The organism is Marinococcus sp. PL1-022 (genome assembly GCF_033845285.1).
GTDB lineage: Bacteria > Bacillota > Bacilli > Bacillales > Marinococcaceae > Marinococcus.
This window is the reverse complement of the sequence record NZ_JAWXCX010000001.1, coordinates 1,188,473-1,204,382: the sequence shown is the minus strand read 5'-3', so window position 1 is coordinate 1,204,382 and position 15,910 is coordinate 1,188,473. Positions and strand designations below refer to the sequence as shown.

Annotated in this window: 13 protein-coding genes; 1 reads left to right on the top strand and 12 read right to left on the bottom strand. The window is 55.4% G+C overall.

The genetic code is table 11. The features are described 5' to 3' along the window. Window positions 1-12 precede the first annotated feature (12 nt). The gene (locus tag SIC45_RS06080; protein WP_319631418.1) at window positions 13-2,127 is read right to left on the bottom strand and encodes a BglG family transcription antiterminator; all 2,115 of its coding nucleotides are present in this window, start codon (window positions 2,125-2,127) and stop codon (window positions 13-15) included. Window positions 2,128-2,374: 247 nt separating this feature from the next. On the opposite strand from SIC45_RS06080, the gene SIC45_RS06075 reads away from it, so the two are divergent. After that, window positions 2,375-3,010, top strand: a complete 636-nt coding sequence (locus SIC45_RS06075; RefSeq protein ID WP_319631417.1) for a bifunctional 2-keto-4-hydroxyglutarate aldolase/2-keto-3-deoxy-6-phosphogluconate aldolase — start codon at window positions 2,375-2,377, stop codon at window positions 3,008-3,010. A 158-nt stretch (window positions 3,011-3,168) separates the two neighbouring features. Here SIC45_RS06075 and SIC45_RS06070 read toward each other — a convergent pair whose 3' ends face one another. The 11 genes from SIC45_RS06070 to SIC45_RS06020 form a co-directional block, all read right to left on the bottom strand. Then, the gene (locus tag SIC45_RS06070) at window positions 3,169-3,489 is read right to left on the bottom strand and encodes a hypothetical protein (RefSeq protein ID WP_319632934.1); all 321 of its coding nucleotides are present in this window, start codon (window positions 3,487-3,489) and stop codon (window positions 3,169-3,171) included. Between the two features lie 381 nt (window positions 3,490-3,870). Further along, the gene (locus tag SIC45_RS06065) at window positions 3,871-4,830 is read right to left on the bottom strand and encodes an IS30 family transposase (protein ID WP_319631416.1); all 960 of its coding nucleotides are present in this window, start codon (window positions 4,828-4,830) and stop codon (window positions 3,871-3,873) included. A 190-nt stretch (window positions 4,831-5,020) separates the two neighbouring features. Then, window positions 5,021-5,260, bottom strand: coding sequence for an RNA chaperone Hfq (hfq, locus tag SIC45_RS06060; RefSeq protein ID WP_022792841.1), 240 nt, complete (start codon window positions 5,258-5,260; stop codon window positions 5,021-5,023). Between the two features lie 44 nt (window positions 5,261-5,304). Further along, entirely contained in the window at window positions 5,305-6,243 is a 939-nt protein-coding gene (gene miaA / locus SIC45_RS06055; protein WP_319631415.1) for a tRNA (adenosine(37)-N6)-dimethylallyltransferase MiaA, read from the bottom strand. After that, on the bottom strand, window positions 6,240-6,806 hold the full coding sequence (locus tag SIC45_RS06050) for a class I SAM-dependent methyltransferase (protein ID WP_319631414.1): 567 nt from the start codon (window positions 6,804-6,806) through the stop codon (window positions 6,240-6,242). Before SIC45_RS06050 ends, miaA begins: the two co-directional genes overlap by 4 nt. Before the next feature lie 238 nt (window positions 6,807-7,044). After that, complete coding sequence (gene mutL / locus SIC45_RS06045; protein WP_319631413.1) at window positions 7,045-8,919, bottom strand: DNA mismatch repair endonuclease MutL; 1,875 nt, start codon at window positions 8,917-8,919, stop codon at window positions 7,045-7,047. A 3-nt stretch (window positions 8,920-8,922) separates the two neighbouring features. After that, the gene (mutS, locus tag SIC45_RS06040) at window positions 8,923-11,508 is read right to left on the bottom strand and encodes a DNA mismatch repair protein MutS (protein ID WP_319631412.1); all 2,586 of its coding nucleotides are present in this window, start codon (window positions 11,506-11,508) and stop codon (window positions 8,923-8,925) included. A gap of 195 nt (window positions 11,509-11,703) precedes the next feature. Beyond that, entirely contained in the window at window positions 11,704-12,075 is a 372-nt protein-coding gene (locus SIC45_RS06035; RefSeq protein WP_319631411.1) for a RicAFT regulatory complex protein RicA family protein, read from the bottom strand. Between the two features lie 4 nt (window positions 12,076-12,079). Beyond that, window positions 12,080-13,663, bottom strand: coding sequence for a tRNA (N6-isopentenyl adenosine(37)-C2)-methylthiotransferase MiaB (gene miaB, locus SIC45_RS06030; protein WP_319631410.1), 1,584 nt, complete (start codon window positions 13,661-13,663; stop codon window positions 12,080-12,082). A 96-nt stretch (window positions 13,664-13,759) separates the two neighbouring features. Next, the gene (locus SIC45_RS06025) at window positions 13,760-15,439 is read right to left on the bottom strand and encodes an ABC-ATPase domain-containing protein (protein ID WP_319631409.1); all 1,680 of its coding nucleotides are present in this window, start codon (window positions 15,437-15,439) and stop codon (window positions 13,760-13,762) included. Between the two features lie 131 nt (window positions 15,440-15,570). Beyond that, complete coding sequence (locus SIC45_RS06020) at window positions 15,571-15,831, bottom strand: stage V sporulation protein S (protein ID WP_022792833.1); 261 nt, start codon at window positions 15,829-15,831, stop codon at window positions 15,571-15,573. Window positions 15,832-15,910 lie beyond the last annotated feature (79 nt).

The window sequence follows — 15,910 nt, the reverse complement described above, 5'->3', positions numbered from 1 at the left end:
TCACCTAATTTATTAATATATGGAAGAGGCTGAGTCCTGCTCTACAGGATGAATTATACTGACTAACGATTCCTGGTCCCTGACATGGAGTAACGCTTCGCGTTTCCCGGCATCATAGAGTAATTGATTCAGCTCTGCCAGTGCTCTTAAATGGCTATGGTCATCCGGAGAAGCTACCACAATAAGAAGTTTTACTGATTTGCCAATCATGTCTACCGGATTTTCAAGCAATAAGAGGCTGAAGCCCAGCTGATGGACACCTGCATCTGAACTTGCATGCGGCATGGCAATTTCGGGTGCGATGACTACATAGGGCCCCTGCTCCAGTAAATTCTGGCGCATGGCTGTGACGTACTCTCTGCTGATAACATTATTTTCTATAAGCGGAACGGACGCTTCTTCGACAGCCTCCTGCCATGAACCTGCTGAAGGAAGCATACGTATATGTTCCGCCGGCAAAACATGCTCTAATGAAGAGGTCTGTTTGTTTGTGTTTGCTGCCCGCAGTAATTCAGGCTGCATCCATCCCTGTAATTCACCCGACAACCCTTTGGCATCCTGAATCTTTGCATACCTGCCAATGATTTTCATCAGCTGCTTCATCTGCTGCTCCCGGCTGAAGCTTTTCTGCTTCCAGCGTCCGTTAATTTGATTGAGCAGTATTTCTTTATCCGTTTCGCTAAAAACTATAGGTACGTGAATGACTGGAATTTCCCGCTCCGGAATCGATATTGTGGAAACAATGTAGTCGACGTCGCTGATATCCATATCATGGTACTGACGCAGTGATACCGTATCTATAATTTCGATATCCGAAAGCAGATCACGCAGCTGACTCTCGAGCAGCCTGGAAGTGCCGATACCGCTATGGCAGACAATCAGCATTTTCCATTTCTTTACCGGTGCGAGACCTTCCTGCTGCAGCCAGCTTCCAAAATGCATGGCCAGATAAGCTGTCTCCTCGTCCGGGATCACCTGGCCGAGGAAGGTTTCTAAAACGTGCTTGGATTGTTTCGTTAAAATATATACATCATTTAAATTTTCTCTAACTTTTTCCAGGGATTTATCCTTCATTTGTATTCCGTAGCGCATCCGGAAGATGGCCGGCTGCAGGTGAATCGAAAGATTGTTGGCCAGGCCTCTTTTATCCTCGATTTCCACGAGTGCGAATTTTTCGAATTCTCGAATGAAAGAATAAATCGCTGCCAACAGCTCTGATCTTCCAAGCTCTCCCCACATCGATTCAGAAATACGGTTCGTACGTGCACTCAGAAGATGCGCCGTAAAGTAGATGATCTCTTCAGCAGCCGATATTCCTTCTGATAAAGGAAGCACATGTAAATGCTGTTTTGATATTTCGTAGAGATGCGTATTCACAATAACTTCCCGTTCTGCCGGGTCAAGCTGTATATGCTTTCCATGCTTAGAACGACGCAGGAAGAAAGCAAAACGTACACTCAGCTGTTCAATAATGTCATCAGTGTATTCTATCCCTGCAGCCTCTTCAATCTGATGAATAACTGTTTCAATATGCTTTACAGCAGAATATTGCAAAAAATTCATCGATTCCCCGAGCCTGGAGAAAAAAGAAAAGGAAAAACGTCCTTCCTCTGTAAAATGATAATGCAGCAAATGACTGATCTTACGGCGTTTATCCTTTTCCAATCCCTTGATGCGATAGCCCTCCGTCAAATCAAAGGATATCGACAACGACCACGCTTTCAGCTCTTCCCGAAGCAGGCGGACATCATCTAAAACCGTGTTGCGGCTCACACGGAACAGCTCCTGAAAATCAGCTACCATCCATTTATCCTTTACGCTGCTGATTAAAATAAGGTAAATAACCGATTTTCTTTCCTCGCGTGAATAAATGTATTCCTGCTGATACAGTATCCCGCTCTCTGCAATAGCCCTTTTCATGAACGGCTCGATAAAGTATCCCCTGGATCTTTGATGGCCCAGGCCGGAAAAATGGTTTTCCTTCATCCAGTGACTGATTTTATCCAGGTCCAGATAAATGCTTCGTTCCGAGACCTGAAAAGTCCCTGCCAGGTAAGAAACGGATAATGGCTCCTCCGTTTCCAGCAAATTGCTTAAAATTTCCAAACTCCTTTGATCCAACGCCATAAGACAACCTTCCTTTCGTCGCGACATTTCAGTTGGTTGTTAATAATAATCTTAGCTTTTTTCTTCATAAAGCTTAAGACCAAATGCTTTCAATAGTTTCGTGAAAAGAATTGTTTCGCAGATAAACTTGCAAAGAGGTTCAGGTTTTACGTATTATTTTATTACTGCTGATAAAGTTTCTTTCTACGGATGGCAGGAATTACAGCGAAAACATTGGTACTGCTAATAATATTAAAGGAGATGCGTGATGAGAGTATTTCATATTCTGAATCAAATGATGGAAAACAAGGTGGCGGTTGTGATCCGGGGCGACAGCCCGGACCAGGCTATAAAGACGGCAGATGCCTGCGTGAAAGGCGGCTCTAAAACACTCGAAGTCACTTTTACCGTGCCGGATGCCGACGATGTGCTGCGCACGCTGGTACAAAAGTATCCGGATGCCGTTATCGGGGCCGGTACCGTGCTCGACAGCGAAACGGCCCGGCTGGCGATTGTCCGGGGCGCATCCTTTATTGTGAGCCCGTCCTTTGACCCGGAGGTCGCGAAGCTGTGCAACCGCTATGCGGTGCCGTATCTTCCGGGTATCATGACCGTCCGGGAAGCGACCGAAGCGCTCGCCTACGGCGCCCAGGTGGTCAAACTGTTCCCCGGGGAGATGTACGCCCCTTCCTTTATCAAAACGCTTCGCGGCCCGCTGCCGCACCTGCAGTTGATGCCAACCGGCGGTGTGGACCTGAATAACGTGCAGGAATGGCTGCAGGCTGGTGCCGTGATGCTCGGTGCCGGCGGGGCGATCACCGGGCCGGCCAAAATCGGTGATTATGAGGAAGTCACCCGGCTTGCGGGCGAATTTCAGCGGTTGGCCGGAGAAGTGCAACTTTGAGTATCTACGTTAATACTTAATATATTAATTGAAGAAAAGCAGTAAATATATAATAGGTTACTAAAATAAAAAAATAGCAGCCCACTCTGTAATTAAGAGCGGGCTGCTATTTGAGTTGGTATTTATTTAGACTTTATTCATTTCACAGCTATTTTAACTCAGTCAAGCAGCGTGTTCGTCTGAACGTTTGCTTTCGCCACCAAGAGATGCAGCACAATCAGGTAGATACGCTCCCACTGGTCGAACCGGTAATCCCAGTCGTTGTCGATGTGGGTAACATCCTGCAGCTTCCGCCTCGTCTCCGAGTCCAGGTAGATGCCCTTGCCGTAGATCCGCTGGGTGCGCGTCAGCTTATTTTCCTCGAGCCAGTCGTCAATCTGCTGAAGGTCGTAATAGATGGTGCGCTGTGAGATGCCGAACTGCTTCGTTAACCGATCCACTTCCACGACCGTGTCCGCCTGCAGTACATAATTTAAGATCGCCGTCCGGCGCTGATCCAGGACGATGATGATTCACCTCCCGCCTCTTTGTTTCAAATTGCAAAATGTATTTGCTCATCACTAGTGAATACCGTTACTATAATACAACCACCGCAACTATGTAAGGGCTTTCCATGTTTCAAATTTGTAGAATAGGAATTTGCAAGATGGTACTTATATTTTCACTGCAAAATTTTAATTTCTTATATAATTGAGTAATTCAAAATTAAATATATTTATTGAATCAGTTCATGCATATGTATAACATTCAATAGATCAAATAAAAAAGCAACCCTGCTCTTTAATTAAGAGCGAGTTGCTTTAAATCGATTAACAATTTCAAAGTATTATATTAATAACTCTTTTAATCATTTTAAATCGTCAAATTAAGTTAGACACCATATCATTCTCCATATACCTCATGAATACTTCCAACGGGGTGCAATAGTCTAACGACTTTCTTGGGATGTGATTTCTTCCGGAGGCCACAGCGGAAACATACGACTGGTCCACATCCTGAAAATCCATGTGCTTAGGCAGGCCATCCTTTCGGAGGAGGCCATTTGAATGTTCATTTAATCCGCGTTGGGAAGGCGTTCCTGGATCCGCAAAATAAATGGCAAGGTCGTGCCTGTTGCTGATCGACTGCCAGTTGGAAAACTCCTTGCCGCAGTCAAAGGTGATGGATTTGAATAAGTGTTTCGGGAAACGGCTGCACCACCGGTGCAGCGTGGTTTCAATATCTCTGGCCTTACGGCCGGCTGGTTGAAGGGTAACGATCACTTTCGATAAACGCTCAACCAGAGTGATCACAGCACTTTGATGGTGACGACCAACAATGGTGTCTCCTTCCAGGTGCCCGAATTCCTGCCGAAAGGCCGGGTACTCCCGGTCCCTGTCCGCAAGAGTCCGCCGAAACGCCTGCTTTCCCCGGCGTTCCTGATGCCCGTTTGGTTTCCGCTTCCCTTTCATTGGCAGGGTGCTTCGATCCAGCATCCATCGCTCAAACATCCGGTACAGGGGGCGTCCGGAACAGGGAAGCGGACGCTCCCGGCGTCCGGCGATGACATCAGGGGTCCATCCTTCCTTGATTTTCTCGGTGACATAGACCTGGTCGGCGGGCGTTAAGACCGTCGGTCTTCGACCACACCGCTGTTTATTGGCTTGATACCGCTGAACATAATCAAGGGCCCGATGCCCTTCCCGTAAGTAGCTCACGACGTTGTGGATCGTTTGACGGGCACGCCCGAGCTGCCTGGCAATCCGGAAAACCGGGAACTCATTCTGGTTATATGCTTCTATGAGGACAACTTCATTCGTGCTAAGATGGGTGTAGGTCATTCGTGATCACTCCTATGATTTCTTTGGTCGGAAATTCATCTTGAGTGTATCACGAGTGATCTTTTTCGTTGTCTAGCTTAATTTTACAATCGGCGTTCACTTCTTTTTTTGTTAATTAATATAAAAACCCCCGCCCCTGCTTCCACAGGAACGGGCGGTCTCGTGAGCTTCCTTTTCGGGAAGCTTCTTTTTATTCTTCGCTCTCGCTTTCGGTCTGCAGGGAGACGGTCCGCTGCGGGACGAAGGTGCTGATGGCGTGCTTGTAGACGAGCTGCTGCTTGCCGTCGCTGTCGAGGACGACGGTGAAGTTGTCAAAGGCTTTGATCAGGCCGCGCAGCTGAAAGCCGTTCGTCAGAAAGACGGTCACCTGAATTTTTTCCTTGCGTACGACATTCAAAAACTGATCCTGGATATTGACTGATTGTTTCATGATTGAATCTCCTTCCACTGCGGGCTTAGTAAGTGATTTATGTATTAGCGATGCTCACGCTCGAACTGCCGCAGAATTGAAGCAAATGCTTCGTCGGCAAACGGCCGGGAGCGATCGGTAATATCATACCAGTGTGCGTCCTCTTTGTTGCGGAACCAGGTGAGCTGCCGCTTGGCGTATCTCCTGGAATTGCGCTTCATCCGCTCGGCGACCCAGTCGGCGCTTTCGTCCCCGCGGAAATACGGGAACCATTCCTTGTAGCCGATCGCCTGGGCGGCCTGTACTTCCTCGCCGAAGCGTTCGTACAGCCAGCGCGCTTCGTGTTCGAGGCCGTCGGCCATCATGCGGTCGACCCGGCGCTCGATCCGCTCATACAAATACGGACGGTTCATTGTTAATCCTATCATGAATGAGGCGTAGGGCGAATGCTTTTTTTGCATTTTTTTGGATAAAGTTGGACCTTCTTCCGCTGTTTCAAGAATTTCGAGTGCCCGCACGACCTTGCGCACGTTATTCGGGTGCATCGCGGCCGCGCGCTCCGGGTCGCGGCGCGCAAGGTTCGCGTGAAGCGCGTCGCTTCCGTACTGGTGCGCGTACAGCTCCCACTTCTCGCGCACCCCCTCCTGCTTCTTCGCATCATAAAACGAATAGTCGTGCAGGAGTGCCCGGATGTACATGCCGGTGCCGCCGACGATAATCGGAAGCTTGCCTTCCCCGTGCAGCCGCTCGATGATCGGCTCGGCCTTTGCTTTAAAGTCGGCCGCCGAATACGGTGTGTCCGGCGACAGCATGTCCACGAGATGGTGCGGGGCCTCGCGGCGTTCTTCGAGCGTCGGCTTGGCCGTCCCGATTGTGAGCCCTTCGTACACCTGCATCGAGTCGCCGCTGATGATTTCGCCGTTGTATTTACGGGCCAGCTCAATGCCGAGCCGCGTTTTGCCGACCGCCGTCGGGCCGACAACAGCGAGTACCGGTTGCTTCACGTGTATGCCTCCTTCCATCCGTACCGGACCACGGCGTTCCGCCGCCCGGCCGGGGTTAACTGATACTGCTTAAAATGCGGGCTCTCCGCATAGTCTTTGACGACAATCCGGCGCCTGGCTACCCGCATCGCTTCTTCGATCCAATCGTCTGTCAGCGGGTCGGTCGCCGCCACCGGGCGCAGCCGGTCAATCGCCGGGCTTGTGTCCACCGCTTCGGCAAACATCGGATCCAGGTACACGACATCCATGCAGCTGTCGGGAAGCAGCCGCAGAAGGCGAAAGCTGTCGCCCTGGACGACCGTGATCCGCTGCATCGCGTCCGTAAACCAGCCGGGATAGTCCCCCGGAAGCCGGAGCCCTTTGCGGACGAGCGACGCCACGACCGGCTGTTTTTCGATACCAAGCACCGTACCGGTCTCTCCCACGCCGTGGGCAAGCATGATGCTGTCGGCACCGAAGCCGAGCGTCGCGTCGAGCACCGAGTCGCCTTCGCGTACATCGGCCGCCTCCAGCAGCGGATCACTTCCCCCGCGGTGAACCTGCAGGCCGCGCAGCCACGCCATCGACGGGTGAAACGCGAGCGGCTCGGCGGCTTCCGTCGCCGGATGGTACGTGTCGCCGCCTGCGGCCACAATGTAGATGTCCTCCTGCGTTTCCCGCTGCCAGCGCTGGATTGAGCGCTTCTCCCGCGGCACACATGGCGCATTCCACGCCCGCGCTTTTAACTCGGCTTCCGCGCGCACATCCGGGTCCGGCTTTTTGGCGGTAGTAATAATCACGACGCTCTCCCCTTCTCTGCAGCTACATGATGCGCTTAAACATTTTTTCCATGTCGTAGTCGGAAAAGTGAATGATGATCGGGCGGCCGTGCGGACACGTATACGGGCTCTCGCACGTCCTCAGCCGGTCGACGAGCGCCTGGATTTCGACCTTCGTCAGGTAGCGGTTCGCCTTGATTGCCGCCTTGCACGACATCAGAATGGCCGCTTCCTCGCGGAGCTCATGCACGCTGATCCGTTTGTTGTTTTTCACTTCTTCGATGCATTCGCGGATGACGCTTTCTTCGTCGCCGGCCGGAAACCAGGTCGGATGCGCGTGCACCCGGAACGTCTGGCCGCCGAACGGCTCGAGAAAAATCCCGATGTTTTCAAAATCGCTCTGGCGGTCGTTGATGAGGATTTCTTCCTCTTTGGTCACTTCCAGCAGAATCGGCACGAGCAGCTGCTGCACGTCCTTGTCCACGTCGCCGATTTTCACGCGGAAGTATTCGTAAAAAATACGCTCCTGCGCGGCGTGCTGGTCGATCATGTAGAGCGCGTCCTCATTTTCCGCCAGAATATACGTGCCGTGAAACTGGCCGATCGGGCGCAGCTCCGGAAGCTCCGGGCCGCTGCTTTCCGGTGCCGGGGCTTCGGGCTCCGGCTGCGGCGCCTCCTGCTCCTCGGGCCACGCATCCGTACGCTCAAACACCGTTTCTGCTTCCGGCTCCCTGGCCGGGGCGTCGTCGCTGAACGACGCCTCGTGGGCAGAGGCGTGCGAGGTTGGGGACGGTTCCGGCTCACTCGGGGCAGGCGATTCCTCCCGCCGGGGCTCTGCCGCCGGCTTGGGTGCAGGCTCGGCAAAGGTGAGGTTCATCTGCTCGGACGCGGGCGCCGATTTGGCCCGCTTCTGGTCGCCGGCCGGAATGAGGCGCTCATGCTGGAGCCGCTCCCGCACCGCCTGTTCGACGAGCTGCAGCAGCTCCTGCTCCTTGCTTACACGCACGTCGAGCTTGGACGGGTGCACGTTCACGTCAATCAGCCCGACGTTCATTTCAATATGGAGCGCCGCGATCGGGTGCTTGCCGATCGGAAGCAGCGTATGGTAGCCCGCTTCAATCGCTTTTGTGAGCGGGTAGTGCCGGATGTAGCGGTGGTTCACAAACGTCGACATGTACTGGCGCGAGGCGCGGTACGTCTCAGGCTTTGCGATCCAGCCACTCACCCGGTAGTCATCGGTCTCCGCCTCGATATACAGCATGTCGCGCGCCGTCTGCCGGCCGTAAATAGCCGCGAGCACCGGCTGCAGGCTCCCGTTTCCGTTCGTGAGCAGCAGCTGCTTGCCTTGGTGATACAGCCGGAAGCTGACGTCCGGGTGCGCGAGTGCCTGCCGGTTCATCACGTCCGCGACGTTTGCCACCTCGGTGTTCATCGTGCGCACGTATTTAAGCCGTGCGGGCGTGTTAAAAAACAGGTCACGCACCTCCACCTGGGTGCCCTGCCGGCTTTTGGACGGCGTGCAGGCGATGCGTTTGCCGCCCTGGTAGCGGATGAGCACTCCGGCTTCGCGTCCGTCCCCGGTTTCCATCGTGACGTTCGAGACGGCCGCAATGCTCGGGAGCGCCTCGCCCCGGAAGCCGAGTGTCTCAATCTGGAACAGGTCCTTTTCCCGGGACAGCTTGCTGGTGGCGTGGCGCTCAAAGGCAAGCTCCGCGTCCTCCTGGTCCATGCCGCGGCCGTTGTCGGTCACCCGGATGAGCGACAGTCCGCCCTCCTCCACGTCCACCTGAATGGTCGTGGCGCCGGCGTCAATCGCGTTTTCCACCAGTTCCTTTACGACCGAGGCGGGGCGTTCGACCACTTCCCCGGCCGCGATTTTGTTGGCGAGGCCGTCCGGGAGTTTTTTTACATACGTCACCGCTTATTCCTCCTCCTGGTTCGCGTACTGCTGCAGCTGGTACAGCTTTTCAATCGCGTCCATCGGGCTCATGCGGAGCACGTCGGTCCGCTTCAGCTCGCTCATGATTTCCTTGGCCCGGGCGCTGCCGTCATCGATCGAAAAGAGCGCGAGCTGTTCGGGCTCCTCCGTCTCCCGGACCGTCGTTTCCGGTGCGGGCTCCTCAGGCACAGCGTAGGCGGCGGTTTTCTGCTGCTCAAAGCTTTTCAGAATCGTCTCGGAGCGCTCAATCACCTGCGGCGGCAGCCCGGCGAGCTTGGCCACGTAAATGCCGTAGCTGCGGTCGGCCTTGCCCGGCTCCACCCTGTGCAGGAAGATGATTTCCCCGTCCTCCTCCACCGCCCGCACGTGCACGTTCCGAAGCGCCGGCAGGTGATCCTCCATCACGGTCAGCTCGTGGTAGTGCGTGGAGAAAAGCGTTTTGGCCCCGATATTGGCATGAATGTATTCCATGATCGCCTGCGCAAGCGCCATGCCGTCGTACGTGGACGTGCCGCGCCCGATTTCGTCGAGCAGAATCAGGCTGTCGGCACTCGCATTCAACAGCGCCTGCTGGGTTTCCTTCATTTCCACCATGAACGTGCTCTGGCCGCTTGTTAAGTCGTCGGCCGCCCCGATGCGGGTAAAAATCCGGTCAAACAGCGGCAGCTCCGCCTCCTCGGCCGGCACAAAGCACCCGATCTGCGCCATGATCGCAATCAGCGCCACCTGGCGCATCACCGTGCTTTTCCCGGCCATGTTCGGGCCCGTAATCAACAGCATGCCGTGCTCATCCATATGGGTGTCGTTTGCCACAAATTCGCCGGCAGTCAGCATCGTCTCCACGACCGGGTGACGGCCGCCGCGGACGGCCAAAGTCTTGTCCGTGCTGAAGGCCGGGCGCACGTAGCCGAGCCGCTCGCTCACATGGGCAAAGTTCTGCAGCACATCCATTTCACTCAAAAGATCCGCGAGCTCCTGGAGCGGACGCACGTAGCCCGCGACACGTTCACGCAGGTCAAGAAACAGCTCGTACTCGAGATGGACAGCGCGGTCCGCCGAGCCGAGAATCAGGTCCTCCTTTTCCTTCAGCTCCGGCGTAATGTAGCGCTCGGCGTTCGTGAGCGTCTGCTTGCGCTCGTAGCGGCCGTCCGGAATCAGATGCGTGTTGGCCCGTGTAATTTCAATGTAGTAGCCAAACACCCGGTTGTAGCCGACCTTGAGCGACTTGATGCCGGTTTCGGCCCGTTCCTTCTGTTCAAGCTCCGCGATCCACTGCTTGCCGTTCTGGCCCGCTTCGCGGTACTGGTCGAGCTCCTCATGAAAGCCGGAGCGGAACATGCCGCCCTCCTGGACGCCAAACGGCGGGTCGTCCACCAGGCTCCGGTCGAGCAGCTCCTCAAGCTCCTGAAAGGCGGACACGTCCACAAGGCGCTCGTTGATGGCCGGGTTGTTCATGCCCCCGAGCAGGTCGGCAATCGCCGGCACCGCCTGCAGCGTCCGCCGCAGCTGCACGAGCTCACGGGCGTTAATGTTGCCGTAGACGGCTTTGCCGGCGAGCCGTTCAATGTCGTACACGTCGCGCAGATGCTCGCGCAGGTCCTCACGGGCAAAGAAGTTTTCCGCAAACGAAGCCACCATGCCGTAGCGTTCTTCGATGGCCGGGCGGGAAAGAAGCGGCTCCTCGATCCAGCGTCGCAGCTTGCGGCAGCCCATCGCGGTCACGGTACGGTCGAGCACGCCGAGAAGCGAGCCGTCCTTCGTTTTGCCCATCATCGTCTCGGTCAGCTCCAGGTTGCGCCGTGAATGCATGTCCAGCTGCATCGTCCGGTTCGGCTCATACACCGTAAACGGCTGCAGGTGACCGAGCGAGCGCTGCTGGGTGCGCTCCACGTAGCTCAAAAGAAGCGCCGCCCCTTCCCGGAGCGTGCCGTTCTCAAGGGCGCCGGTGAGCTCCTCCCATTCCGGCTTCAGCTCCGGCACCGATCCGGTCGAAATCATGCCGCGGTAGATATCGGCCATGACCCCCTCCTGCTCCTCGGGCACGACGATTTCCTTCGGGTGCGCGGTCGTCATTTCGCGCTGCCATTCGCCGACGTCATCGGACAGAAGCGCCGCGGCCGTCTCCCCGGTGGTGAGATCCGCTTTGACAAACGCCGTTTCCGTTCCGTTTGGCATCATTGCCACAAGGAAGTTGTTTTCCGTCTCATCCAGGGCACGCCCTTCCATGATCGTCCCCGGGGTGATCATGCGCACCACCTCGCGCTTTACGACCCCCTTCGCCTTGGCCGGGTCCTCCACCTGCTCGCAGATTGCAATTTTGTACCCTTTTTCGATCAATGTTGCAATATACCCTTCGGCGGAGTGATACGGCACTCCGCACATCGGGATATCGTTTTCGTTTTTCTGGCCGCGTTTGGTGAGCGTAATTTCGAGCTCGCGGGCGGCAAGCTCCGCATCGTCAAAGAACATTTCGTAAAAGTCGCCGAGCCGGTAAAACAAAAAGGCGTCCGTGTAGGCCGCTTTAATGTCCTTATACTGCTTCATCATCGGTGTATCTGTCTCTGGCATCAAAAAGCCTCCGTTATGTTTGTTTCACTGCGTTATTATTGTACATCGTTCCGTCTGCTTCTCCAACGGGAAGCGTTCTGCGGTAGTCCCTCATATTATATCACTGTTTAAAGAGAAACTAAATTACAGTATGTGAAATTTATAATATCCCAAAAAGCAGAAAACCGCCTCCCGTTATACGGAAAGCGGTTCTTTTTATGAGCTGCTGTTGTCGTCGTTTTCCGTCTCCCAGATTGAGGCCGTGATCTGGTCGCTGATCAGCTGCAGAATGTAGTTGACCTCGGTCTGGCTCTGGCGGAACTGCCCGACGATCGGAATGTTTTCAATCTCTTCGTGCAGGTCGTTAATCTGCGCTTCCACCTGGCGTTTGGCTTCCGTTTTTTCGTAGTGCTGGAAGTTGACCGCCTGCTTCTGCTTGTCCTTGATTTCCTGGATGAGGTTCTGGATCCGCACGTTGTCGTTAATCTGCGTCTCCGCGCGGATGAAAAAGTCCACTTCCTCGGTTTCCTTCAGCCGTTCGGCGAGCCGCCCGGCTTCCTGCATCACTTCGTCCTTCGTGTAGGCCATCTGCTTACACCTCCGCGAATTCCACAACATGGCCGTCGAGCGACCACGTTTTGGCTTCGTCAATTTGGACGTAGATAACTTCGCCGATAACGTCCTTCGGCGCCCGGAAGTTCACGAGCTTGTTTGTGCGCGTCCGTCCGGAGAGCACGTCGGCGTTTTTGCGGCTTTCGCCTTCGACGAGCACCTCAAGCACTCTGCCTTCGAGCTCTTTGTTGCGGCGGTTCGAAATGTCGCCCATGAGTGCGTTCAGGCGGGCGAGCCGCTCTTTTTTCACATCCATCGGCACGTTGTCCTCCATCTTCGCCGCCGGCGTATGCTCGCGCGGGGAATAGATGTAGGTGAACGCGCTGTCGTAGTCCATCTCGCGCATGAGTGACATCGTGTCTTCAAACTGCTCCTCCGTTTCGTTCGGGAAGCCGACGATGATATCGGTCGTAAACGACGCGTGCGGAATCGCCGTTTTGATTTTGCGGGCGAGCTCGACGTATTCCTCGCGCGTGTATTTGCGCCCCATCAGCTTGAGCATGTCGCTGTTGCCGGACTGGACCGGCAGGTGGATATGCTCAACGAGGTTGCCGCCCTGCGCGAGCACCTCAATCAGGTAGTCGTCAAAGTCGCGCGGGTGGCTTGTGGTAAAGCGGATGCGCGGAATGTCGATTTTATGCAGCTCGTTCATGAGCTCGCCGAGCCCGTAGTCGAGCCCGAGATCCTTGCCGTAGGCGTTCACGTTCTGCCCGAGCAGCGTGATTTCCTTATAGCCCTGGCGCGCAATGTCGCGTACCTCGGCGATAATGTCCTCCGGCAGGCGGCTCCGTTCCTTGCCGCGCGTGTACGGCACGATGCAGTACGTGCAGAACTTGTCGCAGCCGTACATGATGTTGACCCACGCCTGCGTTCCGCCGGCGCGTTTTTTCGGCATGTTTTCGATCACGTCGCCTTCCTTCGACCAGACCTCGATCACCATTTCCTTGCCCTGGATGGCATCGCGAAGAAGCTCCGGCAGGCGGTGGATGTTGTGCGTGCCGAAAATCATGTCGATGTGGTGATGCTTTTGCATGATGCGGTTCACGACGTTTTCCTCCTGCGACATACAGCCGCATACGCCGAGCATCAGCTCCGGCTTTTCGCGCTTGAGCGCCTTCAGGTGGCCGATCTCACCGAACACTTTGTTTTCCGCGTTTTCGCGGATCGCACACGTGTTCAAAAAGATGAGGTCCGCCTCTTCGGTGTCCTTCGTTTCGGCAAAGCCCATCTCCTCGAGGATGCCGGCCATATTTTCGGTATCGTGGTAGTTCATCTGGCAGCCGTACGTGCGGATCAGGTACTTTTTGCCGTAGCCGATGCCGCGCATGTCCTCGGGTATGTCAAAGTCATAGTGCACCGACGCGTCCTGCTTCGTCCGCTTGCGCCCTGCTTTATGGTCGGGCTGGTCGTTGATGACGATCGACCGGCCCCCAATTTTCATGTATTGTTTGCCGTCCTCGTTGCTTTCTACTTCGGCTTTGGAAAAATCAAAGTATTTTTCGTATGCCGGATCGACCGCCGGAGTCGTTTGTTCAGACGTATCCGTTTGCTTTTTATCAGTCACGGTGGTCTCTCCCTTCTCTATAGGTACGGGCGGACGTGCCGCCCGTGATTTTTATCGTCGCTTCATATTATAAGCCGAAAACCGGCAAAACTCAAATCACCGTTCGACGCGGAGCGGACGGTAGCGGTTGATGGCGGCCGCGATTTCAAACCGGCGCGGACGCGCAAAATCCCCCGGGTGCTGGTTTTTAAACGGCGACAGGCCGTCGAGCGACTGCTTGTCGATCGTCTGCTCGATATAATCAAGCACCTCCGGAAGCGGCGCCGGCTTTTGAAACTGCCTGCTCGCGTGCCGGATCGCTTCGGCAATCGCGTTCGTCTGGCTGCCGGTAATCAGCTGCTCGACCGCGCTCAGGTCGATGGTTTCCGTTCCGTACATCACCGTATCTCGGCCCTTGCCGCTCACTTTTTCCTTTTTGCCTTTACGGGCGTCAAAGCGGTGGACCGCAATGCTCCGGCCCGTTAAGGCCCCGAACGCTTCCCCGGCTTCCTTTGTCCGGTTCGTTGGATGCTCGCCGGCAATACGGCGTGCTTCTCCGGTCACGTCATACGGAACGTACTCTTCAAGCATGATAACATAATCCGCCACGTCAAAATAATCTCCTGCTCCACCGACGACGAGAATCGTGGAAATGCCTTCGTCATCATAGAGGGCGCGCACTTTATCAATAAACGGCGTGATCGGCTCCTTGCGCTTGGCCACAAGCGCCTGCATGCGGGCGTCACGGATCATAAAGTTGGTCGCACTCGTGTCTTCATCGATCAACAGCGTTCCGGCGCCCGCCTCGAGACCCTCCATAATGTTCGCCGCCTGCGACGTGCTGCCGCTCGCGTTTTCGGTCGTAAAAAAGGAGGTGTCCTTGTCGGCCGGCAGGTTCGCGATAAACGGGCTGATGTTGACCCCGGTGACCGAGCGGCCGTCCTCGGCACGGACCTTCACGGCGCTCGGATCGGCAATCACGAATTCACGGCCGTCGCCGGCGCGGTGGTTGTATACGCCGCGCTCAATGGCTTCGAGCAGCGTGCTTTTGCCGTGGTAGCCGCCGCCGACAATGATCGTCACGCCCTTTGGCACCGCCATGCCGGTAACCGGTCCGCCGTGCGGAAGCTCAATAGTCACTTCGCGCTCCTTCGGCGACTGAAACGAAATGACCTCCTTGCCGCTCATCGGGCGGTTGCTGACGCCGCTTGCGCGCGGGAGCACCGAGCCGTTGGCCACAAACGCGATGCAGCCGTGGTCCTGCAGGTAGCGGCGCACGGCCTGCTGCTGGTCGGCAAGCTCGAGCTGGTCGGTCAGCTTCTGCCTGGAGTACTGCTGCACGGCGTGCTGAATCGCCTCCGGCAGCTGTTTGGTGAGCCGCTCAATCGCCTCCTGGCCCTGGATCGTACGCCCACGGGCCGGCAGGTGAATCGACAGCCGGACCTCGAGATGATCCTTCGACAGCTTCACCGCGGTCCGGTCGATCATTTCCTGGCCGGGTCCGTCGATAATAATGCCGGGCTTTCCCTTCTGCTTATTCAGCTCCTGCTGCACGGCAAGCGCGAAAAAATCGATGGCCGCCACCCGGCGCGCGTCGCTTTCCTCGACCTCCGGGCCAAGCTCAAGCGCCTTTCTCGAAAGCGTCACCCGCGCACGGGACGGACTTGCGAACGGGTCGGCCTGCACGTGGTCCATGTGCAGCTGAAAATCCGAAAACTCGTGCGTGCCTTTAATATCGTTGTAGGCTTTGTAGCCTTTTCGGTCGATGCGTTTTAGCGTTTGAATCAGTTGTTTCATTGGTATGCTCCTTTCAATTGTCTGCCGGCATACAAAAAGACGCCGCATGGACGCCTTGCTGTACCACCGGCCGGTGATATGTATAGAATTGCCGGCAGCGCCTGGGCGCCGCCGGATGCGGCGGAAGACGTTTACCTCGGCTCAATAATCAATTTTATCGCCGTTCGTTCTTCGCCGTCAATTTCAATATCGGTAAAAGCGGGAATGCAGACCAGATCGATGCCGCTCGGCGCCACAAATCCCCTGGCAATGGCTATTGCCTTGATGGACTGATTGATCGCGCCGGCCCCGATCGCCTGGATTTCTGCGGCTCCTTTTTCACGAATAACTCCGGCTAAGGCACCTGCGACAGAATTTGGAGTAGATTTAGCGGATACTTTTAATACTTCCATTTCTAGTACCTCCCTGCGTAGGATCAATGGTAACGCCATTGTATTAGGCATAATTCATGAAAGAAGGGACATATTCCTG

What these genes read in the sequence shown, in the direction of transcription:
- SIC45_RS06080 (WP_319631418.1), bottom strand. Translation starts at nt 2,127, where the DNA reads ATGGCGTTGGATCAAAGGAGTTTGGAAATTTTAAGCAATTTGCTGGAA.
- SIC45_RS06075 (WP_319631417.1), top strand. Translation starts at nt 2,375, where the DNA reads ATGAGAGTATTTCATATTCTGAATCAAATGATGGAAAACAAGGTGGCG.
- SIC45_RS06065 (WP_319631416.1), bottom strand. Translation starts at nt 4,830, where the DNA reads ATGACCTACACCCATCTTAGCACGAATGAAGTTGTCCTCATAGAAGCA.
- hfq (WP_022792841.1), bottom strand. Translation starts at nt 5,260, where the DNA reads ATGAAACAATCAGTCAATATCCAGGATCAGTTTTTGAATGTCGTACGC.
- SIC45_RS06050 (WP_319631414.1), bottom strand. Translation starts at nt 6,806, where the DNA reads ATGGCGTGGCTGCGCGGCCTGCAGGTTCACCGCGGGGGAAGTGATCCG.
- mutS (WP_319631412.1), bottom strand. Translation starts at nt 11,508, where the DNA reads ATGCCAGAGACAGATACACCGATGATGAAGCAGTATAAGGACATTAAA.
- SIC45_RS06035 (WP_319631411.1), bottom strand. Translation starts at nt 12,075, where the DNA reads ATGGCCTACACGAAGGACGAAGTGATGCAGGAAGCCGGGCGGCTCGCC.
- SIC45_RS06025 (WP_319631409.1), bottom strand. Translation starts at nt 15,439, where the DNA reads ATGAAACAACTGATTCAAACGCTAAAACGCATCGACCGAAAAGGCTAC.
- SIC45_RS06020 (WP_022792833.1), bottom strand. Translation starts at nt 15,831, where the DNA reads ATGGAAGTATTAAAAGTATCCGCTAAATCTACTCCAAATTCTGTCGCA.